The organism is Deltaproteobacteria bacterium (assembly GCA_019309045.1).
Taxonomy (GTDB): Bacteria; Desulfobacterota; Syntrophobacteria; order BM002; family BM002; genus JAFDGZ01.
Map to the genome: position 1 here is coordinate 1 of JAFDGZ010000026.1, position 24,886 is coordinate 24,886.

Below are 24,886 nucleotides of genomic sequence, written 5' to 3' on the forward strand. Positions count from 1 at the left end.
GCTTTGTGGTGAAGATTCCAGCCGCAATTTAGAGGTGTATTGGTTTCTGTTCTAGGGTCAGTTGAGGTGATTCAGTGGAATGTATTCTTTCACAAGAATACTGACAGTGTCAATGAAATCAATGCAAAGCCTTGGTTCTGCGGCACCTTCTATCGCCATGAGGGAAACATGCATCAATAATCAACCCGCAGGGGCAGGTTTGAAACCTGCTCCTACAATGACGATACCGTGGATATGATTTGACATAACAACAAAGGCATCCAGGGCAACGTCTCTGTAATGGTTCGGCAACTGGTGCCAGGGGTGGAATAATCGAAATTGGACAGACGCAGACTGTTACGCCTCCGCGACCTTACCAGCCGTTGCATATCAACCTATCCCGGGGGCGGGTTTAAAACCCGCCCCTACAATGCGGTGTCACTCATTTGGGAATATTTCCTTAGTTAGGTCCGAAAACCAGATTGGAACTGCCGGCATGTGTACACCATCTCTCATGCCCCCTCTATCCGCTCCACTTTCTTGAAATACTCTTTTTGGTGCCAAAATCAACCTTCTAAACCCATATCTACTCAGTCCTTGCACTACGGCAATTTCTTCACGATCTCTGCGAACTCCTCCTTGGTGAAGGCCCTAAGTGTTGTTGTCCTGACAAATCCCTCAGATGCCAGCGCCAGAGAGAAGGCCACATGTGCTTCATCACTGGGCGCGTCACCAATTACTACATAGTCATATTCGCCTAGGACGACGTAAAAACCTATAAATTTACCCCCCATAGCTTCGTAGGCTTTAATGCCATTTTCAATCCGCTGAGGCGCTTCCTTGATGTTTCTAATCCCTTGATCAGTCAATTTTAACAAGCCGATATAAGTTGGCATACGAATAGCCTCCTGTCTCGTTGCCAAGGTTGTTTCGAGTAGGTGGTTGTTCCAGCAAGCTACATAGAAAACAACACCAAGCCTCCAAGGAGATGAGAAACCCCTCAGAGGCTTCGTGTCGGCACTTTCTGGAAACTCCTTAACATGACTTTCTCCAGAAGTAGAAGACAGTGCCTAGCCCAGATATTTCAAGTATTGATTTCGTGAGACCATGGAGAAGGGTGTGCCATGTGGCAACCGCAGGGGATTGGCTCAGAGGCGTACTTGAACAGTACGTCGCAGGGTCCGATACCCGAGGATGCCCGGAAGGACACGCATATCCGTAGCCGCAGCAGGCAATTCGTGAAATATCCGGGCTAGAATGCGCAGGGTGATAGTCCAGTCCAAATGAGGGCAGAACTGAAAAAGTGGTCTCTCGAAGATGCTATTGAAAATGAAATAGAATTAATTGCAGCTTAGATTACCAGGGAGGTCCATGTCAAGAAAAAGCTGGTATCTTCCGTTTCCGTTTTTTGGGCCCGAACCTGATCCGACCACAAATGTTTAAATGTTAAACAAAGAAAGCCCCCACCAGCCGGCGCACAGGGCTGGGGGGGCTATAATTTGGTTTCAGGCGACCGGCGCACAAAGTCGCTGAAACCTTGGGGCACCAGGCAGGGCTAAAGGTGGGACCCTGCCTTTTGGAATAATAGCACAAAGTCGCCTGAAAAAGAAATAGGCAGTTGATCAATCCTCTAGCAGGAGCAATGGTATACCGGGCAAGGAGGAGATTTTGCCTGGTGCCCCCGGCGTGACTCGAACACGCGACGCCCGGATTAGGAATCCGGTGCTCTATCCACCTGAGCTACGGGGGCACTGTGGGTCTGAAGTCCGTTACTACAATTTATGGATCTGGCTGTCAAGCACTCAAACCTGTAGTTGCCTGCCGCCGGCAGAAAATGATGGCTTTTGGCTAGAACCACCATGCTACTTCTGCTTTCTCGAGCCTGCAGAGAGAATACCCTGGATGCAGTTTGCCCCTTTGTCCAGCAGCAATGCTCAATTGCTTGCTCCTGCACAGATCCTTGCAAACCTGTCTGCTTCAAGATTTCAAGTCAGTGGCGCCTCACACACCGGACAGAGCACAGTGCCGTTGGCCAGAGGTTTCAGGCAGCCCGTACAGGTTACCGCCCCGCACTCCGCACAGGTCTTGAATGTGCTCACGTGCTGACCGCAGCCAAAGCATCTGACCCTGGAAGGAGGTTTTTCTTTTGCGTCTCCTGCTGCGATTTCCGCGTACAGGAAACGAAGTTCCTCCTCGGTCAATTCGAGAAAATAGACAGCTGCCCCGGAAGAGCTGCGCTCCTTTCTTGTTTTTTCAATCTCTGAGCGCACAACTATTGTATTGACTACTAGAGCGGGCCGACGAGGGGTCTTGATGACCACGCATATCTTATCGTGCAGTGACAGGGGGTATTCAGTGGCAATGAAGGCTCCCTTTGGACCGATATTCTTGGTCACACCCCTTTTCGGTCCCTGGGGTGTCATTATGGTCACTGGCCAGTTCACCTCAACCCTTGGAAATCTACGTTTTTCTCGTTTAGCCCTCATGTCTCACGCACTGTATGAAAAAATTAATCAGGTCTCTGCTCCTTTTGCCACTCAGTTGATGCTCCGTTCAGAGCAGAAAGGATTCTTACGACGATGCACTTCCGATTTGTTGTTGCTGAAAAAGGTATCTCTAACATCACACCATACCTGAAAGAAACAGTTCCTAGCAAGATGAAAAATGGAGGAGCAGCTTACCGGGCAAACCAGCCTGTTCCAATTGCCGCCTCCAGAACCTTGTTTTGACCACGCTTATAGCAGAAAGTTACGGCCCGTTCCTCCTTATCAGAATATTATGCATGTTCCGCAGGTGGCTTGGCACGGCAGTTGCTACTTTTTTCAGGTACAGTTCAACACCACTGTGTGCTGCAAGAGGGTCTAGCAAAGCGCAGCCGAATTTCTCATCTCCCATGAGGGTCATCTCGCCCTCTAAACGTAAAGGATATGGATTCGAAAAGATTCAAGGATAGACGCAAGCAACCCCGTTTCCAGGTGAACTGGCCAGTCGTAATCCTCACTCGCCATGGGGCCACTGTGGGGGAGACAGTGAACATCGGTCCCAATGGGGCCTTCCTCTATTGCCCCGTTCTCCTTGATCGCAATGAAAAACTCACCCTGTTCATTGTTGCCCCGAGACGGCAGCCCATGAAGGTCAGGAGTGTAGTCACCTGGTCAAACAGATATGGCTCCGACGAGGATACCCCTCCTCGAGGCATGGGAGTGAGATTCGTTGACATCGCGGAGGAAGACCGCAGCCATCTCCTGCAGCTTTTCAGGGGCCTGGAGAACGCAAAGTTACAGCAATTGGGCTCCAGGATGGAAAGCTCCCTGGAGGGAAAAATAGCGCCCCTGGAAATGCGCCAGTGAACTGCGTTTTGACTCTGCGCCCTCACGGTTTGCAATAGAATTGCTCTTTCAAGTTTTTACCCCCGAAAGGCTGGGACTGAAAACCGCCGTGAACTAACATTTCTGTTCAGTATCAAACTGCGCCTCATGCCTGCTGAGTACTTGACCGTACAACAGGGAGGCTCCTCGCCATAAAGCAGCAAACAGCATAATCGCCAACAAGCTCCCTATTGGAATAGCAATCAAGTAATCGGACCAGCACCACTCCGACCTTGGCAATGCAGTAAGGTGGGCCACACAAAAAATCGCCAACGCCGGCATAAAGGCCTGTATACCGAAGGCTAGGTACTTAACGGCCATGGCTTCATCCTTTGTGGCAAATGCATTCCCACAGAGTGTCTCTTCCAGTAGGCCTCTGTTCTCTACAGTTCATATCTTTGCTCTCATGCAACAATCTCTGTTGCCAGTTCGGCCTCAACCAGCTCGGACAGTATTACAGCCAACCTGAACAATACTGTTGGCAGCCCGTTCTGGAATGGGTTGTCTCCAGTGGACTGTAAAGCAAATAATATGCCATCTATTTAATATTCAATAGAAAAGGCCCGGATATGATGTTCAAGATATTCGGACAAAGGGCGTGAAGTGATCATGAAGATGCGGCTAGCATCTTGAACTAGAAAAGAACAGATTGACTGGGTGTATATTGACAACAGATGCAATGCACGGACTGGCAGCTGCTCGAAGTCCTGGACACCATAGCAGGGCCAGCACCATACAATGCCTGAATCGGGCTGACCACCTGCAACTTTGCAATCCACTGCAGCAGGTCGAAAAAGTGGGGATTTTCCCCAAAGTTTTGTTCATCATAGTTCCAGGAATGGTGCTAGTGGAGAGGTCAGGTGGGCAAGCACTACTCGAGCGCCCATTCTTGAGTGGCAAGGCCGAGCCACCTTCAGGTCAACCAACGTTTTCTTCGTTTGTAGTGCTTTACATCGCGGTAAGAACGCTTGGTCCCCACGTCTGTCAAGCCCAGATAAAATCTCTTCACATCTTCGTTGTCGCGCAAACGGTCCACAGTGTCATCGAGTACGATCCTGCCGTTCTCCATGATATAGCCGTAATTGGCGATGCTCAGAGCCAGCCTGGCATTCTGTTCAACCAGCAGGATGCTTGTTTTCTGTTCTTCGTTTATCTTCTTGATAATGTGGAATATTTCTGCCACCAGCAGAGGGCTGAGCCCCAGAGATGGCTCATCCAGCAGCATCAACTTTGGTTGAGCCATCAGGGCCCTGCCAATGACCAGCATCTGCTGCTCACCTCCACTCAAATAGCCGGCCAGGGTTTGCCGCCTTTCCTTGATCCGCGTGAAATAGGAATATACCAGTTCTTGCAGCTCTCTGATCTTGGCGCGCCCCTTTTGCAGATGAGCTGCTGCTATGAGATTCTCTTCAACCGTGAGATCTTCAAAAACCCGCCTGCCTTCCATGACCTGGAAGATGCCGCGGCGGACGATCTCCTCGGGCGCCATGTGTTGAATTGGCTGGCCTTCAAATTCTATGATGCCATCAGTCACTTCACCCTCTTCAGTCTTGAGCAACCCAGAGACTGCCTTGAGAGTGGTGGTCTTGCCTGCTCCGTTGGCGCCCAGGAGAGCCACTATCTGGCCTTCTTTAACAGACAGTGACATTCCTTTGAGAACCAGAATTACGTCGTTATAGATGACTTCAATATTGTTGATGTTCAGAAGATCCATAGCCCTCTTTTCGGGACAGAGCCCCAGATAAAGCAGCCCTATCTAGTACTATTTTTTGCCAGAGGCCCTGTAAACTTTCGAAACGGATGCATCAGGCACAGAGGCAGAAAGGCTGGCCGCTGCTGCCAGCCATTTCTGCCTCCGAATGCTGCTGTTCTTCGGGTTACCATCCCAGGAATCTAGCTTCCCTTTCAATGGATACGCTCTTTACCGGAACCAGTTTATTGTTGCTCATCTTGAAGATTCGCAATGAGGTATTGGGACGGTGATCAGTTGGCGTGAAAGTAACGGGAGCGGTTAGACCCCCAGTATCGAAGTCTTTCAGGGTCTCAAGAGCTTTCTTCAAGCCGGGACCATTCAGCTCTCCCGCCTTGTCAGCCCTCTTGAGGCCCTCCCACATGACCATCATTGCTGACCATCCCTGGATATAGCGAACCGTGTGGCTAGCCTCGGGGTTGGTCTTCTTGGCAGCTTCCATGGCAGCCTTCATGCCGGGCACATCCTCTCCCCAGAAAGCAAAGGGTGCCATGCCGTAAATGCGGTCATTTCCTGCCTCGCCTGCGAGTTTTATGAGATTTTCATCAAAACCCCAGACGTTGGAGATGAACTTGGTGCGCAGACCTAACTTGGCCGCATCCTTGACGATCACAGATGTTGAGGGGGTGGTGCCGCCCACCCAGGCCCAATCCGGGTCGAATTCCTTCATATGCAACAGCTGACTGGTGGCATCAATAGCCCTGAGACCAACAATTTCATCCGGTCCCACCTTGATTCCCAGTTCTTCCGCCATTTTCTTGCCTGCTGGAATGGGGGCTTTGCCATATGGATGGTCAGGATAGATGAAAACCACCCTGGGGGCACGGTTCCCGGCATCAGGAAACATCTCATTGAAGGTGTCTTTGATGAACTTCATGGCCAGACGAATGGCATCTGAATAGGATGTTCCCACATAGAAGTTATAGGGTGTTTTTGAGGGGTCATCCAGTTTGGAATCATAGGATGCGGAGATGTAAACGATCTTGTCTTTGTTGATATGAGGCTTCAAAGCATTGGTATCACCGGTGCCCCAGCCTTGAATAACAAATACCTTGTCCACATCTTTATATTGCTTGTAAAGGTTCACTGCTTCAGGAATCTTGTAGGCATAGTCGTTGGCTATGAGTTGTATCTTGCGTCCATTCACACCGCCATGCTCATTGATGTACTGTTCAGCGTCTTTGCATGCCTGTGCATAGTCCTTGCCCACGGCTGATGTGGGACCAGTGATATCAAAAATGCCACCGATCTTGATGGGCGCCGCCTCCTTCTTGGCGCAACCCCACAGCCCAAAGCCAACAACCAGTCCTATCACTGCAAGCCAGACAACATACTGTTTTATCTTCATTTTTTCCCCTCTCCTTCAGGTTTTCTCGGGCGCCGGACAACACAATCGTGCCGTCATGACAACCCGGCGCCACAATAGCTCCCTCTCCCAAAGCGTTGCTGGTCACCTCCTCTCTTCTGCTGCAAGAAATTTCCTCAATTATGTGCAGGTCAGTTCCATCAAATACCTGAAAAAAAATAATATATCAATACGAGAAGGGCCACAATTTCCAATAAGCACGGACCGTATGCCAGCGGGCTGCCAGTCCATCCGGCTCAAAGATCAAAAACAGAATTATGACCACCCCGAATACCAGCTCTCGCAAGGTCCCGAAAATTGCAAAGATGTTTGGGTACACATTGCTCAAAGCTTGCGAGGGAATGCGCAACAGTTCCGGGAGCAACACCATAAAAATCGTGCCAAATATGCCTCCAAGCACATGACCGAGACCGCCTATAATGACCATGGCAAGGTATTGGATGGAAAGCCACATGGTAAAGTGTTCATCACTGATGATCATATTGTAGTGGGCGAAAAGACCGCCTGCTACTCCCACATAAAAGGAGCTAATACCAAAAGACAGCAGGCGGTACTTGAACAAATTTACTCCCATGATTTCTGCAGAAAGATAGCGATCCCGGACTGCCACGAAAGCCCGGCCTGTCTTGGTGCGAAGCAAATTTTTGAGAAACAGAGTGGAGGCGACAACCAGCACAAATACCAGGTAGAAATAGCGCTTGTCAGTATCCAGAGCCAGCCCGGCAATAACGGGTGGATCAATATTGAGCCCTGCACTTCCCCCGGTAAGAGAAGTCCAGTTTCGCATGGTATATTCAATAATAAATTGAGCCGCCATGGTGGCTATTGCCAGGTACAAGCCGCGGAGCCGCAGTGAGGGCACCCCAAAGATCATTCCCACAGCCGCTGTTACCAGGCCGGCAGCAGGCAATGACAGCCACAAGGGCCAACCCGCCTTCATGAAGAGGATGCCAGAGGTATAGGCGCCCACCCCCATAAAAGCGCCATGTCCCAGAGATATCTGGCCGGTAAAACCGGTGAGGATGTTCAATCCATGTGCCCCTATAATAAATATGCCAATCATGTTTGCCATATGCAGCACATTGATTCCGAAGATGGCACTGAGAGAAGATGCCACATTGGGGAACACCACGAAAAGGAACACCAGAAATCCCCACATCCAGCACTTGAGCCATAATGTCTGGAGGATTTTTTCATCGTCTTCATAATTGGTATGAAACAGACCTGAGGGCATGGAACGAATTTCTCCTCTTCTTACACCCTTTCAATCTCCACTGTGCCGAAAAGGCCGTATGGCCGAATCATCAAGATGATGACGAGAACAATAAATGGCGCCACTTCTTTTACGCCGCCTCCCAGATAAATGTCCAGGTAACCCCCCATGAGGTTTTCCAGGATTCCTATGGTCAGCCCCCCGATAATAGCGCCCGGAATACTATCGAGTCCTCCGAGTATCACGGCTGGGAAAACTTTCAATCCGAAGCCAGCCAGGGTTATATTGATACCGTTGATATTGCCGATAAGAATGCCGCCCACAGAGGAAACCACTGCAGCCACGCACCAGGACACCGCAAAGATTCGCTTGACGCTGATCCCCATCGATTGAGCCACCTGCTGGTCAGCAGCAGTGGCCCGCATAGCAATACCCGTCCTGGAATACTTGAAGAATATAGAAAAAACCATCATGAAGATGAAAGCTGCAGCCATGGTCCACAAGTACACCTTGGAGATTACGATGCCTGCCACACTCAAAGGCTCTTGCGGAAAAATCTGGGGAAAAACCCTGATCTGAGTGCCCCAGAACAGGGTAACCAGGCTTCTCAGAACTGTGGCCATGCCAATAGTCACCATAATAACGGTGATGATTGGTTCACCAATGAGGGGTCTCAGAACCATTCGTTCTACCAGCAGACCGAGGATCACGGAAAAACCCATGGTCAACACGAAGGACCAGATAAAAGGGACACGGCAGTCCACAGTCAGCCAGAGGCAGATGTAGCCGCCAACAAGCAGGAATTCACCCTGAGCAAAATTGATGACGCTTGTTGCCTTGTAAATGAGCACAAAACCGAGGGCAACCAGGGCATAGACGCTGCCAATAACCAGTCCTGTCACAACGAGTTGCACAAAATGGAGGATTTGCGGACTCATCTCCTGGACCTCACAATAAGAAAAAACAGAAAATTGACCAGATAGTGGAATCAACCCCCAGCTACCTGGATCATGGGCTGCAACTATGCAGAGAAACGACTGAAGATCGAATTATCATCCCTCTATGCCTCTGCAGTCAACAATCAAGGATCTCACTTCAGGCGGCCCTTGATTTCCGCCCGAGGAGCCTGTGCATAAATGACCTCTTTTCCCTTTTAACATAGTGTTCCAGGCTGTCTACTGAGCGGATCTGCAGGCTGGTTCTCAGAGTGGAAGTCTTGCCGTCCTGATACCTGATTAGCGACTCGATGTCCACCTTGTCTTTGTCACTATAGAGGCCTGCAATTTCCCGAGAATATTTTTCATTGATGAATCTGCGGCGAATTTTCTTGGTTCGGGTCAGTTCTTCATCATCCGGGTCGAGCTCTTTATAGAGAAGAAGAAACTTTCTGATCCTCGCCCCCTCAGGCAGGCTCAGATTGACGCGCACCACCTCCTGTTCAACCAGGTCATAAACCTCAGTCTTGCCGGCCAGATCTGTATAGGTGGTATAGGTGAGTCGGCGATCCTCAGCCCACTTTCCCGTGTGTTTGTAGTCAATGCAGATCATCGCTGTGACATAAGGTTTCTCGTGACCGAGCACAACTGCCTCTACAATGTAAGGACAGAATTTCAGTTTGTTTTCAATGAACATTGGTGAAAATTGGGTGCCATCTTCCAGCCGCATGAGATCTGCTATCCTGTCGATGCATACCAGGTGGCCTGCCTCATTGATATAGCCAGCGTCCCCTGAATGCAGCCAGCCAGCCACCACCGTTTTCTTTGTGGCTTCTTCATCTTTGTAGTAGCCCTGAAAAAGCGCTGGACTTCGGGAAATAATCTCGCCCACTCCGGACGGATCTGGGTTGTAAATCCTTATCTCCGTCTCTGGGATGGGCAGTCCCACAGTATCGAAATCGATATCGCCATCTCGGTGGATACAGGAAATTCCAGATATTTCTGTTTGCCCATATATCTGCTTGAGATTGACGCCAATGGCATGAAAGAAACGAAAGACATCAGGTCCGAGCGCTGCCCCCCCGGTAGAAGCTGTCCTGAGGCGCAGGAAGCCGAGGCGATCCTTCAACGCTCTGAAAAGTGCCAGATAGGCAACCGCATAGAGGAGTCTCCAGACAAATGGTGGCTTCTTCTTGGCAAACTTGTAGTCTGCCATCCGGTAACCGATGGGCATACACAGGCGGTACACCTGCCGCTTCAGCCAGGTGGCATCCAGATGTTTCACCATTACCGACCGGGAAAGACCTTCCCAGACGCGGGGGGGCGAAAACATTACATGGGGGCCGATCTCGTAAATGTCTGCTGTGGCGGTTTCAGGCTCCTCTGGAAAGTTTACTGAGAAACCAATCGCCAGGGCGCTCGACACAGCCATCATCTGCTCCCCGATCCATGGCAGGGGCAGGAAGGAAACAAACTCGTCGCTTTCATATTTTGGATCAACAGCATTCAGATTGAGCGCCATCTTCAACATATTACGATGCGTCAGGAGTGAGCCCTTGGGAAATCCTGTGGTACCTGAAGTATAGGAGATGAGGGCCACATCATTTTCAGTGATCTCCTGCAGGCTGTTTTCGAATTCACCGGAATGTTCTGCCTCGTAGTTGCGGCCGAGCTTCTCCACCTCCGGGAAATAGATAAGCTTGGCATCGTCATAGCCGCGCATCCCCTTGAGATCTGTGTAGACTATTCTTTCCAGCCTGGGCAGCTCATCCTGCATCTCCAGTATCTTGTCAACCTGCTCCTGGTCTTCGGCCACCACCAGCCTGGCCTCCGAGTGGTTGATGATATAAGCCACCTCCGTGAGGATAGAATCCTGGTAGATCCCGAGAGGCACAGCACCGAGGGCCTGGGCAGCGAGTTCGGCATAGAGCCACTCTGGACGATTGTCGCCGATGATGGCAACCTTGTCTCCCCTGCCGTAGCCGAGTGCCTTAAGTCCAAGCGCAAAATTCTTGACGTGCTGGTAGTACTGCTGCCAACTTACAGATTGCCAGATGCCATATTCTTTTTCACGAAGAGCAGTGCGCGCATTGCCGTAGCGCTCTGCATTTCTTTTCAGCAAAGCTGGCAGGGTTTTCTCTTTCATAGCGACGACAATATCTTGCAAAGTGACTGCCCTCCCCTGTGGTCCTTACAGACCAAGTTTAGAAAAGGCAGCATCAGAACCTCCAAGATAGGCGTTGATCACGTGCTCATTGTGCTGGATCTCCGCAGGAGGGCCCTCGGCTATCTTGGTGCCAAAATCTACCACGTACACCCGGTCGGAAATATCCATAACCACACCCATATCATGCTCAATGAGCACGATGGTCATATTGTATTCCTCGTTGATATCAAGGATGAAACGGGCCATGTCTTCAGTCTCTTCCAGATTCATCCCGGCCATGGGCTCATCGAGCAGGAGGACTTTTGGACGCATGGCAAGCGCTCGCCCCAGTTCCACTCTTTTCTGCAAACCGTATGGCAGCGTCCCCACAATCTTTTTGCGGATAGATTGAATCTCCAACAGGTCGATGATGCGCTCCTCGATTTCTTTGCGCAGCTGCATTTCCTCACGCTGAGCCTTGCCCCAGTAGATGCCTCCGGCCAGAAACCCTGAGCGCAAGTGGACGTGGGCTCCCAGTTTGATATTGTCCAGCACCGTCATGCCTCGAAAAAGTTCTATGTTCTGGAAAGTCCTGGCGATACCTAGTTCGGCTATCTTGTGCGACGAGAAATTGGTAATTTCCCGGCCTTCAAAGATAATGCGGCCTGCTTCAGGACGATAAAAGCAGCAAATGCAGTTCAATATACAGGTTTTTCCCGCGCCATTAGGGCCTATAATTGCAAAAATCTCTCCCTGCTTTACCGAAAGGCTGATGTCATTAAGAGCAGTCAACCCGCCGAAACTCAAGCGAAGATTATGGATTTCTAGCTGAGCCATCCTCACATTTCTCGTTCTTTGCAACGCCTGTGCAGCTAACACAAACCAGCCACGCAACATTACCTCTGTTATTGCATATGCCGATTCTGCCCGTTTCTATTCGGATCCGGCGGCTCCTGGCACTAGCCTACTGAGCTCTCAAACTATTGGAATTGGAACAATGGCAAAATATAACCAACCGCCTGGCAAATGAGGGAACGCTTCTGAAATGCTCACTCCTGAAAAGTCTCAATACCTTCTTCAATTTACCGATCTTTGTCAAGACCAAAAAAAGGCCGGTGCACCTGCACTGGCCTGGCAAGTTTATTCTACCCTATTGGGGCATTTGGCTGTGGCCAAACACTCAGCGCCAAAGGTTGCGTCCTCTGCGGCATGAGGTCTGTACATTGGTAGAACTGTTCCAAACTCACAGCAGTATTCCACCCGCCAAAGGGAAGCCTCTGCGACCAGCAACAAAGAATTGTGGTTCACTAACCTGGAATGCGCTCTGCCGAAGCATGCTACATTGTTTGATATTGGGCAACCTTCCTCAGGGCTTCCGGGTGCTGACTGTTATGTACGAGAATCTCTGTATAGGCATGGCGAGCGAGATCCATCTGACCGAGTCTGTCTAGAATTCTGGCCCTGTGCAGCAAGGCAGCCTCATTTGTCGGATCGAGTCCCAGCGACTGATCAAAGTAATGAAAAGCAAGCTCGAGATTGTGGACAGTGCGCCCATAGGTATAGAGCCAGCCAAGCATATTATAGAGGGTGGGCTTGTATTCCAGTACCTCAGCCGCCTGTTGGGCGAGCTTGATCGCCCTGGTCTCCAGATCCTCATTGCCTCGTTTGGCAATCTGCGAAATGTAGTGCCGAAGTAAAATAATGTAGATCCAGGGTTCAGGCATGGGTCGAGAAACAGTGTATTCCATCTTCTCTACTATTTGTTGGCTAAGCGAAGCTGGCATAGTGGTCAGGACCTCGTGGTTGACAAATGACACCAGTTCATACACGGGAATCCTCTGTCCCAGCCCCCTGAAAACCAGCTTGCGAGGTGCGCTGAAAGTGGCATTGATCTGTCTGTTTTCTTTAGACTTCCGATGAAGACTGTCGCCCGCCATTACTTGAAACACGCTGCCGTCCCGCGAGGCTGATTCAATGCGTTTAGTGAGATTGATGGCGTAGCCCTCCACATTTGGCTGCTCCTGGCCTATTCTCATCCGCCAGCCACGCAATCCTTTGACCACCTCGCCACAATTTATACCCACGCCGATCCTGGACACCAGCCTTCCTTCTTTCAAGATCTTCTGATTGAATCCGGACGTAAGCCAGGCCACCTTGATCTTCACAGCTATGAGCAGAGCATTGCGCACATCGAAAGGGATCATTCCAGAGTAGAGAAACAATCGCAGCTCATCGCCCACCATGGACCACTCGGAATCCACTCCATTGCCCACGTAGCCATATTGCCGGAGGTGATGGGAGACCACCTCGAACATGGTGGTCTGAAAATCCACCAGCATGTCATCGTATTCCTGCAAGCTGAGATTCTTCGCCAACTCTGTGGAGTTCATCAAGTCTGCAAACAGTATGGTGGCGATTACCCGGTCTTTCATGGTCTACAGCTCGAGATCAATAGTTCTCTCGCGAAGGAAGTCCTTCATCTTTTTCAGTTCCCTGGAAAATGAATCAATATCACTGGCAATCTTTTTCATTTCAGTTTCATTTTCCTGCACTGTCTTCCGCAAAGAAGCCTGGGATCTGTTGATCCTGGCAACACTTTCATCAACGCTCCTTTTGAGGGGCGCCATCATTTCGTCTAACTCTTGCCGTATCCTCTCATGCCTGGTGTGCAGCGACCGTATGCTCTTCGCCAGCTCATTTATCTTGTAGTTCAAATCCGCCGTCTTGTTGAAAACAGCCCTTCTCAGATTGTCATATCTTGACTCGAGGTCTTCGTACAGCTCCCGCTGTGAAGTCTTCAGGGCGATTATTCTCCTTTCTGTCTCTTCAATCTTTCTTTTCCTGCTGAAGTGAGTCAACAGAACAACGACGCAACCGCAAAGGAGTGCCCCTAAAAGTATCATATCCACCAGGCCGAGGTTCATGAACATTTTCTCCGCGAGCTAGTTTGCCTCATGACCCTGTTGCCAGCCGAAGCATTACTGTCCAGATAGTTCTGTGGATTCTAATCTTTCCGCAAAAAGCTGCGGCACCGCCAGCAGCCTCTTTACCACTCTGTCCTGTCCCACGGCAACCAGTACGTCAAACAGGCCAGGGCCTGCACTCTGTCCCGTTACTGCCACCCTGACAGCATTTATGAGCACCCCAGGCTTGACCTGCAGTTCTCCGGCAAAACCGCGTATGACCTCCTCAACAGTTTCCTGGTTGAAATCATCTAGTTGTTCCAGGCGGCGAGCGAGCAGCGGCAGCCACTCTTTGAGGTCGGCGTGCTTGAGAATTCTCTTGCGCACGGCAGCCTCGTCCATGACAAAATCATCGGTAAAATAGGGACGCCCCAGATGAACGAAATCTTTGGTAGTGTGGTAGCGGCTGCGAATGAGCTCTATGGTGTTGACAAACCACGGCCGCTTTTCCCGGGCATACTCTGTCTGCCACAAGCCCGCTTCTTCCAACTCTGCCTGCACATATGGCAAAAGTTCTTCCACGGGCATGGTGCGTAGATAATGGGCATTCATGCTTATGGCTTTAGGGTCTGTAAAAAATTTTGGATCATTCTTGCGAATGTCGAAAATAGCATTGGCCCGGTTCAACCCCTCCAGTGAAAAGGCCTCGATGAGCTCTTCTGGAGAAAAAATCTCCCGATTGTCCGAAGTGGACCAACCCAGCAGTACCAGAAAATTTACCAGTGCCCAGGGTAAGAAGCCCCGCTCCCGGTAAAACTGTACGGTAACTGCTTCCCCGTGACTTCGTTTGGATATTTTCCTTTTCTGCGGATCCAGGGTCAATGACATATGAGCAAACTGGGGCAAGGGTGCTCCCAGGCCCTGGTAGATCAGGATCTGCTTCGGCGTATTGGCCAGATGGTCCTGCCCCCTGATAATATGACTGATGCGGTCCCTGATGTCATCAACGGCGTTTGACAACACATAAAGCGGCTGGCCGTTTGAACGAACAATTACGAAGTCTTCTATGTCACGATATTTTTTCTCAATCGTGCCGTACACCGCGTCTTTAAAAAGGACTGCTCCTGGACCTCTTGGCACCTTGAAGCGGATCACATATTTGCGACCCTCAGCTTCGAGCCTGGCCACCTTACTGGAAGGCAGATTGCGGCAGGTGCCGTCATAATTATAATCAAGCCGCTTCTTCTTTGCCTCTTCGCGCTTACGCTGCAGTTCTTCCGGGGTGCAGAAGCATTTGTAGGCGTGTCCCGACTCCAGGAGATTCTGGGCAGCCTGGCGATGTTCCTCGGCAAAAGCCGACTGGAAATACGGCCCCTCGTCCCAGGTAATGCCCAACCACCGCAAGCCATCCAGAATACCCTGGATAGCTTCCTCTGTAGATCGTTCCACATCAGTGTCTTCAATGCGGAGAATCAGCTTGCCGCCCGTCTTCCTGGCAAAAAGCCAGTTGTAGATAGCTGTTCTTGCACTGCCAATGTGGAGATAACCCGTTGGGCTCGGAGGAAAACGGACTCGTACCTCTCCTTGGTGCATATCTGTCCTCTCTTGCTTAGGAGAGCATCACCAGCAGTGCTCTCCATAGAACAAGGCATCCTGGTTTTCTAGTTTCTCGAAGAATGGCCAACTCCTGTTAGTCTTCAGCAGGAGATTCACGAAGCGCCCTCTCAATAATACTCAAAACCAGGCCGATTGCCAGAGAAAACTAGCAGAACGTCTGTTGACTCCACCCTCCTCATCAGGGTCGTATATTTTTCTGCTCAGCGAGTGCCGTGCGAATAGTCCGGGCCAGCTTCTGACTTATGCCGGGGACTTCTGCCAGTTCCGCTGCGGAGGCCTGCGCTATCTTTTCCATGGAGCCGAAATGTCTGACAAGTTTCTGCCGCCGCCTGGCTCCAACACCAGGAATCGAATCCAGGCGTGATGCCAGACTTTCTTTTCGGTGGCGCTTCTGGTAGTACTCGATGGCAAAACGGTGAGCTTCATCTCTCAGCCTTGCCAGCAGCGCTGCCAGGGCGGCCTCTTTCTCTAGAGAAACAGGATTTCTTCGATTGACCAGGTAGACCCTGTCAGCCGCTGGACCGCCCTGCTGGCGGCCAGCAGCTGCTCCTTTTGCCAGAGCAAGCAAAGGCAGTCTTTCCACCAGTCCCAGCTCCCTGAGTACGGCCAGGGCGCTGTTGAGCTGACTCTTGCCGCCATCAACCACCAGGAGATCAGGAAGGGTATCTGCCTCTTTCAAGTCTTTGAACCTGCGGCGCACCACCTCTGCCAGCATGGCGGCATCATTGACTGCAGCCACACTCCTGATCCGGTATCTCCGGTAGCCTGCTTTGTATGGCTTGCCGTTTTTGAAGGCCACTACCGAACCCACTGCAAACTGACCCTGAAAATTGGAAATATCAACACACTCCAGGTACTGGATCTTCCTGGTTGTCTTGAGCAGCTTGGCAAGACCATGATGCGCCGCCGCCGTCTCGGCAGCAGGCGACTTTCTGGCCAGAAAATGATTGGCTGCATTGTGTACAGCTATCGCCACCAGATGCCTGCCCCTGCCGCGTCTGGGAACCCTGATGTTGACTTTTTTCCCCTTGAGCTCGGTCAACCACTCCATTAGAAGCTGCGCTTCCGCCACCTTACCACTGAGGAGGAGTTCTTCGGGGATGTCCCGACCTTCTGCATAATATTGCTGAATAAAACTTCTGAGCAATTCAGTCTCGTCACCAGGCAGAGAGCGGAATTCGAAATTGCGGCCTCCAAGCAGTCTGCCGCCCCGGATGAAAAGAATCTCCAGTACCAAAATCTCGTTGTCTCCGTATACCCCGATAACGTCGCGATTACGGAAATCAGTCGAAGTAACTCCCTGTTTTTCCAGGGTGGCCTCGATAGCTTTGAGACGATCCCGGTATCTGGCTGCCTTTTCAAATTCAAGCGCCTGGGCAGCTTCCTTCATTTCTCTGTGCAGGGTCTTTTGCAGTTGAGTATTGCGCCCTTTCAAAAAGAGCACAGCCTGATCAACAATTTTGGCATACTCTTCAGCAGATATCCGGCCTGCACAGGGGCCGAGACAACGGCCCATCTGAAAGTTGAGACATGGGCGCTGGCGCCGGCGAAAGGTGCGGCTGCGGCATTGCCGAAGTGGAAACATCTGATTGACGGCCCTCAGTGTTTCACGCAGGGCGCTTGCCGATGAAAATGGGCCGAAGTAGAGAGCGCCATCCTTTTTGACTTGCCGTACCAGAGTAATCCGAGGAAACTCTTCCCGAGGATCAATGCGCAGGGAAAAATACCTCTTGTCGTCCCGCAGCACAACATTGTAGCGGGGGCGATGTTTCTTGATGAGGTTCGACTCCAGTATCAGGGCCTCTTTTTCGTTGGAGGTCACAAAAACCTCCAGGTCCTCAACTCTCGACAACATTGCCCTTGTTTTCACAGAGCTGTGCTTTCCATCAGGAAAGTAAGAGTTTACTCGCAGACGCAGATTTCTCGCCTTGCCTACGTAAAGAACAGCTCCCTCTTTGTCCTTGAAAGAATAAACTCCGGGACTGTTGGGCAAGGCGGCAATCTTTATCTGAAATTCTGGCTTCACTGCAGCACACGCTGGCATTCTGTCACAATGACTGGTCAAATTCTCTCTAGCTTCACTGAGCCTACTGGCCTTTCCTTCGGGCAGACATACGGCCCGCTGCCCTGTATTGGCCGCAACCCGGTTGAAGAGATCCATTCATGGGGAAAAACCAAATTGGCAGAGACAGCGGCAGCCGTCAACTGCCCTGCTAATAGAGCTCCAGCAAAATCTGACGCAGTTCTTTCACCTGGTCACGCAGCCTGGCAGCTTCTTCAAATTCAAGTTCTGCTGCAGCCCTTTTCATCCTTTCCTCCAGCCTCTTGATGCCTTGCTCCAGCTCCTCCAACGACCTGTATTCAGCTGCCTCCTCTGCCACTGCAGGAACTTCCACGTAGTCGGCTTCATACACCGATCCCAGGATGTTGGTGATTTGCTTGCGCACACTTTCCGGGGTGATCCCGTGCCGGCGATTATACTCTTCCTGTATCTGCCTCCGCCTGTTGGTCTCCTCCAGGGCTCTGGCCATGGATCTGGTCATATCGCTGCCATAGAAAATTACCTCCCCAGCCACGTTGCGAGCAGCCCTTCCTGAAGTCTGAATCAGGGAGCGTTCAGAGCGCAGGAAACCCTCTTTGTCCGCATCGAGGATGGCCACCAGTGACACCTCGGGAATATCGAGACCCTCTCGCAACAAATTGATGCCCACTACCACATCGAAGCGCCCCAAACGGAGGTCCCGGATGATCTCGACTCTTTCAATGGTATTGATGTCCGCATGAAGGTATCTGACCCGTATGCCCACATCACTCAGATATTCAGTAAGGTCTTCGGCCATCCGCTTGGTGAGTGTTGTTACAAGAACTCTCTCGTTCCTGCGCACTCGTTTTCTTATCTCTGCTATGAGATCATCTACCTGATGCTCGGCAGAACGTATATGGATTACGGGGTCTGTGAGGCCGGTGGGGCGAATAATTTGCTCCACCACAACCCCACCAGCTTTCCTTATTTCGTACTCGCCAGGTGTGGCAGACACGTAAATAATCTGAGGAGCAAGCAATTCAAACTCTGCAAAACTCAAAGGTCGGTTGTCGAGGGCGGATGGCAGCCGGAAGCCATAATCCACCAGGGTCTGTTTGCGCGAACGGTCGCCACGATACATCCCCTGGAGTTGAGGAATGGTGATATGACTTTCGTCGATGAAAAATAGACTGTCTCGAGGATAGTAATCCAGGAGACAGGGAGGCGGCTCACCGGGTTGTCGGCCGGTAAGATGGCGGGAGTAGTTCTCTATGCCTGTACAGTATCCGAGTTCCTGCAGCATCTCCAGATCAAAAAGCGTGCGTTCTTCCAGCCGCTGAGCCTCGAGAAGTTTTTGTTGGGCCCGCAACTCGGCAAGCCTGTCGGCAAGCTCCTGGCTGATTGCTCGGATCGCCTGTTCCAGGGCCGGTCTGGGAGTCACATAGTGGCTGGCGGGATATATTGCCAGGCGAGAAAGTTCCCGCAGCGTACGGCCCGTCAACGGATCGATTTCAAGGAGGCGGTCCACCTCGTCGCCAAAAAACTCTATTCGTACGGCGCGATCCTCCTCGTGCGCGGGAAAAATTTCCACCACATCGCCCCGTACGCGAAAGGTCCCCCGGTGGAAATCAAAATCATTTCGTTGATAGTGAATTTCTACGAGCTTCTGCAGCACCAGCTCTCGGTCGATCTCCTGCCCTCTGTCGAGGTGGAGCAGAAGCCCCTGATAGGCTTCAGGAGAACCAAGCCCGTAAATACAGGAAACACTGGCCACAATGATTACATCTCGACGTTCGAGGAGAGAGCGGGTGGCGGAATGGCGCATTTTGTCGATTGCCTCGTTGATCGAGGCATCCTTGGCAATGTAGGTGTCGGTTTGAGGCACATAGGCCTCTGGTTGATAATAGTCATAATAGGACACAAAGTACTCTACCGCATTCTCTGGGAAAAGCGTCTTGAACTCTCCGTAAAGCTGCGCTGCCAGGGTCTTGTTGGGAGCAATTACCAGGGTGGGCTTCTGTACAGCGGCAATTATGTTGGCCATAGTAAAAGTCTTGCCGGAGCCGGTAACTCCCAGGAGCACCTGATGTCTGAGGCCCTGCTGCACACCAGCAGCCAGTGCCTTCACTGCACCAGGTTGGTCGCCTCGCAATTCGTACTCTGTCACCAATTTGAAGCTTCGCATTACAATGCCAGGATCTAGGTAGAAGGTTTTTCACCTACATTATAGGAGCAAGCCATAAGTGAAGCAATGCCGCTCCCTCTACCCCATGCTTGTCGGGGCATTTGCAAGCTGGATCTGGACGGCCTGCTGCAATCCTGGAGGAGATCCATCATGGCCTGCTCATTTTCATAATCTGGAACTGGAGACTGCTCGAGATCCAGTCACACTGCCCATTGAATAGTTTATGACTGACAACTATAATGGCCAGGATGCCAGAGATTGAAACACGAGAAAGGAGTTCTGATGTCAACAATGAACGATACCAGCCGGCCGCCAAACTTTATCCGCAAGATCATCGAGGAGGACCTCAGAACAAATAAGTATGGCGGCCGCGTTATGACCAGGTTTCCTCCTGAACCCAACGGCTATCTCCACATAGGGCACGCCAAATCCATCTGCCTTAACTTCGGCCTGGCAGCTGAATTTGGGGGACTCTGCAATCTCCGCTTTGATGACACCAATCCCACCAAGGAAGAGGAAGAGTATGTAGAGTCCATCAAACAGGACGTCAGATGGCTTGGCTTTGATTGGGGTGATCGACTCTATTATGCCTCCGATTACTTCGAGCAGCTCTACAATTACGCTATCCAGTTGATCAAAGCCGGCAAGGCTTACGTGGACAGTCTTTCAGCGGAGGAGATCAGGCAGTATCGCGGCACTTTGACTGAAGCCGGCAAAGAGAGCCCCTACCGCAACCGTTCCGTGGAAGAGAACCTGGACCTGTTCCAGCGAATGCGCGCCGGGGAATTCGGGGACGGCGCTCATGTGCTCCGAGCAAAAATCGACATGTCCTCGGGTAATCTCAACATGCGGGATCCGATCATGTACAGAATTCTCCATGCAGAGCATCATCGCACCGGAGACGACTGGTGCATATATCCCATGTACGATTGGGCCCACGGCCTCTGCGATTCCATAGAAGGGATTACTCATTCTATCTGCACCCTGGAATTCGAAGACCATCGGCCTCTCTATGACTGGTTTCTCGATCAGCTTGGAGTCTACCATCCGCAGCAAATCGAATTCGCCAGACTGAATCTCACCTACACGCTCATGAGCAAGCGAAAGCTCCTCAAACTTGTTGAACAGGGCCACGTCCAAGGCTGGGACGACCCCCGCATGCCTACCCTCTCCGGTTTGCGACGAAGGGGCTATCCTCCAGAGGCCATTCGCCGTTTTTGTGAGCGCATCGGCGTGGCAAAAAAGGACAGTATGGTGGACATTGCCCTGCTGGAATACTGCGTAAGGGAGGAACTCAACAAGCGGGCCCCCAGGGTCATGGGCGTTCTGCGCCCTCTGAAGGTGACTATCGAAAACTTTCCTGAAGAAAAAGTAGAGGAACTGGAGGCCATTAACAATCCGGAGGATCCCAGCATGGGAACACGCAAGGTGCCGTTCTCCAGGAAGCTCTATATTGAACGAGACGACTTCCGCGAGGATCCACCTCGCAAGTGGTTCAGATTAGCGCCAGGGCGTGAGGTCAGACTGCGCTATGGCTATTACCTCACCTGTGTTGACGTTGTCAAAGATCCCCACAGCGGTGAAATCAGCGAACTTCGCTGCACCTATGACCCGGAGACCCGTGGGGGCTCATCGCCGGACGGACGCAAAGTGCGGGGAACCCTTCACTGGGTCTCCGCGGCCCATGCCTTGAAAGCTGAGGTGCGCCTCTACGATCACCTTTTTACCAAAGCCAATCCAGCGGAAGACGAGGGAGCCGACTTCCGAGATTTTCTCAATCCCAACTCGCTCGAAGTCCTGCCCGATTGTCTGGTAGAGCCAAGTCTGCAGGCAGCTAGAGTTGGCAAACCATATCAATTTGAAAGGCTGGGATATTTCTGCCTCGATCCCGATTCCTCTGACAACAGAATGGTTTTCAACCGTACTGTCACGCTCCGCGACACCTGGGCCAAGATCGAAAAAAAATTGCAGAAGACAACCCAGGGGAGACTTCTCTGAGATAGCAAAGCGCAAAAACCAGCCTGGAATACAGAAGCGAGTCCTGGGCCTTGACAGTGCCTTGCTCCAACAGGCTGGTCCACGCCTGATGAGCCAGCGGTAAATCCGCCGGCGTAGCAGTGATTGATCAGGTCTTGGCATGACAGTGATTGCTGTCAAGGGTAGAAGTGGTTGTCTGAGTAGTAGGCGGCCAGCTGACTTCTGGCAGTAGCCATGTCTGTCAAAGCGGCGGCATTGAAACTGCGCTGCTTGTAGCCCTGATAACGCAGCATGCCAACTACAGTCAGAATGGCAAGGATGCCAATTACGATCATCAACTCTACCAGGGTAAACCCTCTCTTGTCTGCTATTTGCATGGCAACGCACCATCTGTCGTACACACAAGGCTGGCCACATAAATGTGGCGGCACTGGCAGTGATAAATCAGTGCCAGCTGTACCTCCTGCAGGAATGGTGCCAGTGGTTACAGTGGTGCGCAATTTGCCGTAAGGCAACAGCCTTTGGAAGCTCGGGTGTCTACCAGTCGGCGAAACACCATTGGCAAATGACTAATGAGCATGGTCATCTGGCCATTATTCACTGGCCAGTTCCCATCCAGGCATCCTCATATAATCTCTAACAGTGCACCCTCAAAGCTTGGCGGAGAAAACTACGCCAGGGCGCCCCAGACATAGCACCAGCAGCCCTGTTCCCCCTGCAGACTGTTATCTCTCCACCTCTGCCGCCTGCCAGCTGCCAAAGTCGTCTTGGAAAAAATGATACACTCGCACGGCGCTGTATTCTTTGTCCTTGCCGATGACGTATCGCTGCTCCTGAAAATCATAATCCAGTCGTCGATACAGCAGAGCTACTTTTACTGGCCAGTATCTTTCCTGGCTGTTGTAGTCTCCGATTTCCATTATTCTCACTTCGGTGAGATTTCCCTGGGGAAAGAACTTGCGGGCGATCAGACGCTTGATTACCTCATTTGCAGGCTTCGCCTGCAAAGCCAGTCTGTGGCAAATATTCTGTATTTGCGCATCACTGAGCCCCTCAGCCTTCATTGCCTGCATCATATTCTCTGAACAGGTTTCGGCAAAACTCTGCTGAAAGTGCCCGCTCAAACAAAAAATCACAGTCATCAAAATCAAAAGATAGACTCTCATCAGCAAATCCTTCCACATCTCGAGAACGACCACTCCTGTGAACTCCAAGGCTCTGTCGTTTATCGCCTGCTAGTCGAACGCAACCTCCCCAGCAGGCATTCCAGATCAATATCTTCATCAACCATCAGCCGTCTAATTTACATCGGCCTCCCTACCCGGGTTTATTCGCTTTATGCGGTAGCGCGTCCCCTCGGGCCTATCCTCCACAATTATTCCCTTTTCTTCGAGCATGCCTCTAATCTCATCTGCACGAGACCAGTTTTTCTCTTTTCTTGCCTGAGATCGCTGCTCGAGCAATCTTTCAATCTCCTCCGCCGGTATGCCCAATTCAGTCAATCTCACCTGCCTCAGCTGTTCAAAAAACTCTGCTGGAGTCTGCTGCAGCAGCCCGAGTATGCTGCCTAGCTGCTGTATTTGTTGAACACCGTCTCGCAAGATCGCAGCCTCTCTTCCCTTGATTTGCTTTTTGCTGCTCACCACAACTCTGTTGATGGCCCGATTGAGATCAAAGAGGTGGCCAACTGCTGCGGCTGTGTTGAAATCATCATCCATTGCTTCCTTGAACAGTCCTGGAAGGTTGGTGATTTTTTCCTGCAGCAGAGCAAACTCATCCGAGCCAGCATCTCCTGCAGCTCCATCCTCGCTCCGCAGGGCAGTCCGTTCTGCCACCTCGGCCATGGTCTGATAAAATCTTTCCAGACCTCTCTCGGCCTCCGCCATGCTCTCCTCGGAGAAGTCCAGTGGGCTGCGATAATGGCTCGAGACCACAAAAAAACGCAGTACCTCAGGTGGGTAGCGCTTCAAGACCTCCCTGATGGTAAAAAAATTACCCAGCGATTTAGACATCTTCTCCTGATTCACATTGACAAAGCCATTGTGAATCCAGTATCGCGCAAATGGTTTGCCATACGCTGCTTCAGATTGAGCAATCTCGTTTTCGTGATGGGGAAAAATTAAATCTCGACCACCGCCGTGGATGTCGAAGCTGTGACCAAGATATTTGCTGCTCATAGCCGAGCACTCAATATGCCATCCAGGTCGTCCGGGACCCCAGGGGCTCTCCCAGGTGGGTTCCCCAGGTTTACTGGCTTTCCACAGGGCAAAGTCCAGGGGATTCCGCTTTTTCTCGCCCACAGCCACCCTTGCTCCAGCAATCATTTCATCCAGATTGCGCTTGGACAGCTTGCCGTAGCCGCTGAACTTGTCCACAGCGAAATAGACGTCGCCGTCTACCTGATAGGCCAATCCCTTTTTCACCAGGATATCTATGACCTCAATCATTTCAGCTACAAACTGTGATGCTCGAGGCTCATGTGTTGGCCGCAACACGGCCAACCGATCCATGTCTTCATAGAACGCTGCAATATAGCGCTCGGCAATCACAGCCGGGTCGCATTTCTCCTCCCGGGCGCGGTTGATGATCTTGTCATCAACGTCGGTAAAATTGCGCACATAGATCACCTGGTAGCCCAGGTGAAGCAAGTAGCGATAAATCACATCAAAGACAATGGCTGATCTGGCATGTCCAATATGACAAAAATCATAGGCTGTAATACCGCATACGTACATGTGCACTCTTCCGGGCTGCAGAGGCACAAATTTCTCTTTTCTGCCTACAAGTGTATTGTATATTCTCAGGTCACCCGTCCATTTCATCCTCAGTAGCTCCTTCAGCCGTGCTCACAATGCTGGCCACAGCATACGCCGCAATTCCCTCGCCGCTGCCTGTGAATCCCATGCCTTCCGTAGTAGTGGCCTTCACATTCACCTGCGCTGCCGTTACATTGATAGCTTTGCAAATGGCAGCCACCATCTGATCCACATAAGGTGCCAGCCTGGGGGCTTGGGCAACTATTGTGGTGTCCAAGTTAACTACATGGTAGTTGTACTTCTTGAGCATGTCAGCAACTTTTCGCAGCAGAACAATACTGGACACCCCTTCCCAGGCCTTCTCATGGTCTGGGAAATGCAGCCCCAGATCTCCGAGTCCAGCAGCTCCCAGAAGAGCATCACAGATTGCATGCAGCAGGACGTCTGCATCCGAGTGCCCCTGCAGACCATATTCAAAGGGGATCTGCACCCCGCCAACGATTAGTGGTCTGCCTGCAACCAATCTGTGGGCATCATAGCCGAAGCCAATGCGCATTAGCAAAAGTCCATTACTTAGGTTCTCACCATTTCTAGTTGAAGGCAGGGGTCAGGGCATAAGATCTGCGCTGCCTTAACACAGGCGCTGCAGGCAGCAACGCTGTTCATGT

19 protein-coding genes and 1 tRNA gene are annotated in these 24,886 nt (G+C 51.3%); 2 read left to right on the plus strand and 18 right to left on the minus strand.

Annotated features, from left to right (window positions below; translation table 11 throughout):
* Nucleotides 1–581: 581 nt before the first annotated feature.
* The 3 genes from JRI89_07565 to JRI89_07575 form a co-directional block, all read right to left on the minus strand.
* On the minus strand, nt 582–875 hold the full coding sequence (locus JRI89_07565; GenBank protein MBW2071100.1) for a GYD domain-containing protein: 294 nt from the start codon (nt 873–875) through the stop codon (nt 582–584).
* 777 nt (nt 876–1,652) lie between these two features.
* Nucleotides 1,653–1,729: transfer RNA gene (locus JRI89_07570), tRNA-Arg, on the minus strand.
* A 235-nt stretch (nt 1,730–1,964) separates the two neighbouring features.
* Complete coding sequence (locus tag JRI89_07575) at nt 1,965–2,411, minus strand: hypothetical protein (GenBank protein MBW2071101.1); 447 nt, start codon at nt 2,409–2,411, stop codon at nt 1,965–1,967.
* Nucleotides 2,412–2,906: 495 nt separating this feature from the next.
* On the opposite strand from JRI89_07575, the gene JRI89_07580 reads away from it, so the two are divergent.
* Nucleotides 2,907–3,329: a PilZ domain-containing protein gene (locus tag JRI89_07580; GenBank protein MBW2071102.1), complete on the plus strand. Its 423-nt coding sequence runs from the start codon at nt 2,907–2,909 to the stop codon at nt 3,327–3,329.
* 931 nt (nt 3,330–4,260) lie between these two features.
* On the opposite strand, the gene JRI89_07585 is transcribed toward JRI89_07580, so the two are convergent.
* The 11 genes from JRI89_07585 to uvrB form a co-directional block, all read right to left on the minus strand.
* Nucleotides 4,261–5,061: an ABC transporter ATP-binding protein gene (locus tag JRI89_07585; protein ID MBW2071103.1), complete on the minus strand. Its 801-nt coding sequence runs from the start codon at nt 5,059–5,061 to the stop codon at nt 4,261–4,263.
* 163 nt (nt 5,062–5,224) lie between these two features.
* Nucleotides 5,225–6,445, minus strand: a complete 1,221-nt coding sequence (locus JRI89_07590; protein MBW2071104.1) for an ABC transporter substrate-binding protein — start codon at nt 6,443–6,445, stop codon at nt 5,225–5,227.
* 184 nt (nt 6,446–6,629) lie between these two features.
* The gene (locus JRI89_07595) at nt 6,630–7,697 is read right to left on the minus strand and encodes a branched-chain amino acid ABC transporter permease (protein MBW2071105.1); all 1,068 of its coding nucleotides are present in this window, start codon (nt 7,695–7,697) and stop codon (nt 6,630–6,632) included.
* A 20-nt stretch (nt 7,698–7,717) separates the two neighbouring features.
* The gene (locus JRI89_07600; protein MBW2071106.1) at nt 7,718–8,602 is read right to left on the minus strand and encodes a branched-chain amino acid ABC transporter permease; all 885 of its coding nucleotides are present in this window, start codon (nt 8,600–8,602) and stop codon (nt 7,718–7,720) included.
* 169 nt (nt 8,603–8,771) lie between these two features.
* The gene (locus JRI89_07605) at nt 8,772–10,757 is read right to left on the minus strand and encodes an AMP-binding protein (protein ID MBW2071107.1); all 1,986 of its coding nucleotides are present in this window, start codon (nt 10,755–10,757) and stop codon (nt 8,772–8,774) included.
* A 45-nt stretch (nt 10,758–10,802) separates the two neighbouring features.
* On the minus strand, nt 10,803–11,594 hold the full coding sequence (locus JRI89_07610; GenBank protein MBW2071108.1) for an ABC transporter ATP-binding protein: 792 nt from the start codon (nt 11,592–11,594) through the stop codon (nt 10,803–10,805).
* Between the two features lie 500 nt (nt 11,595–12,094).
* Nucleotides 12,095–13,189: a hypothetical protein gene (locus JRI89_07615; protein MBW2071109.1), complete on the minus strand. Its 1,095-nt coding sequence runs from the start codon at nt 13,187–13,189 to the stop codon at nt 12,095–12,097.
* A gap of 3 nt (nt 13,190–13,192) precedes the next feature.
* Nucleotides 13,193–13,681 (minus strand): hypothetical protein, encoded by a 489-nt coding sequence (locus JRI89_07620; GenBank protein MBW2071110.1) that lies wholly within the window; start codon nt 13,679–13,681, stop codon nt 13,193–13,195.
* A gap of 54 nt (nt 13,682–13,735) precedes the next feature.
* Nucleotides 13,736–15,253 carry a glutamate--tRNA ligase gene (locus JRI89_07625; GenBank protein MBW2071111.1) on the minus strand — a complete coding sequence of 506 codons (1,518 nt, stop codon included), beginning with the start codon at nt 15,251–15,253 and terminating at the stop codon, nt 13,736–13,738.
* Between the two features lie 202 nt (nt 15,254–15,455).
* Nucleotides 15,456–17,438 (minus strand): excinuclease ABC subunit UvrC, encoded by a 1,983-nt coding sequence (uvrC, locus tag JRI89_07630; GenBank protein ID MBW2071112.1) that lies wholly within the window; start codon nt 17,436–17,438, stop codon nt 15,456–15,458.
* A 52-nt stretch (nt 17,439–17,490) separates the two neighbouring features.
* Entirely contained in the window at nt 17,491–19,485 is a 1,995-nt protein-coding gene (uvrB, locus tag JRI89_07635; GenBank protein ID MBW2071113.1) for an excinuclease ABC subunit UvrB, read from the minus strand.
* A gap of 291 nt (nt 19,486–19,776) precedes the next feature.
* On the opposite strand from uvrB, the gene JRI89_07640 reads away from it, so the two are divergent.
* Complete coding sequence (locus JRI89_07640) at nt 19,777–21,483, plus strand: glutamine--tRNA ligase/YqeY domain fusion protein (protein ID MBW2071114.1); 1,707 nt, start codon at nt 19,777–19,779, stop codon at nt 21,481–21,483.
* A gap of 155 nt (nt 21,484–21,638) precedes the next feature.
* Here JRI89_07640 and JRI89_07645 read toward each other — a convergent pair whose 3' ends face one another.
* The 4 genes from JRI89_07645 to JRI89_07660 all read right to left on the minus strand — a co-directional run bounded on the left by JRI89_07645 (nt 21,639) and on the right by JRI89_07660 (nt 24,774).
* Nucleotides 21,639–21,839, minus strand: coding sequence for a prepilin-type N-terminal cleavage/methylation domain-containing protein (locus tag JRI89_07645; protein MBW2071115.1), 201 nt, complete (start codon nt 21,837–21,839; stop codon nt 21,639–21,641).
* A gap of 348 nt (nt 21,840–22,187) precedes the next feature.
* A complete protein-coding gene (locus tag JRI89_07650) occupies nt 22,188–22,628 on the minus strand; it encodes a hypothetical protein (protein MBW2071116.1) in 441 nt (146 codons plus the stop codon).
* 132 nt (nt 22,629–22,760) lie between these two features.
* The gene (locus JRI89_07655) at nt 22,761–24,284 is read right to left on the minus strand and encodes a cysteine--tRNA ligase (protein ID MBW2071117.1); all 1,524 of its coding nucleotides are present in this window, start codon (nt 24,282–24,284) and stop codon (nt 22,761–22,763) included.
* Nucleotides 24,268–24,774: a 2-C-methyl-D-erythritol 2,4-cyclodiphosphate synthase gene (locus JRI89_07660; protein MBW2071118.1), complete on the minus strand. Its 507-nt coding sequence runs from the start codon at nt 24,772–24,774 to the stop codon at nt 24,268–24,270. Before JRI89_07660 ends, JRI89_07655 begins: the two co-directional genes overlap by 17 nt.
* Nucleotides 24,775–24,886: the final 112 nt, after the last annotated feature.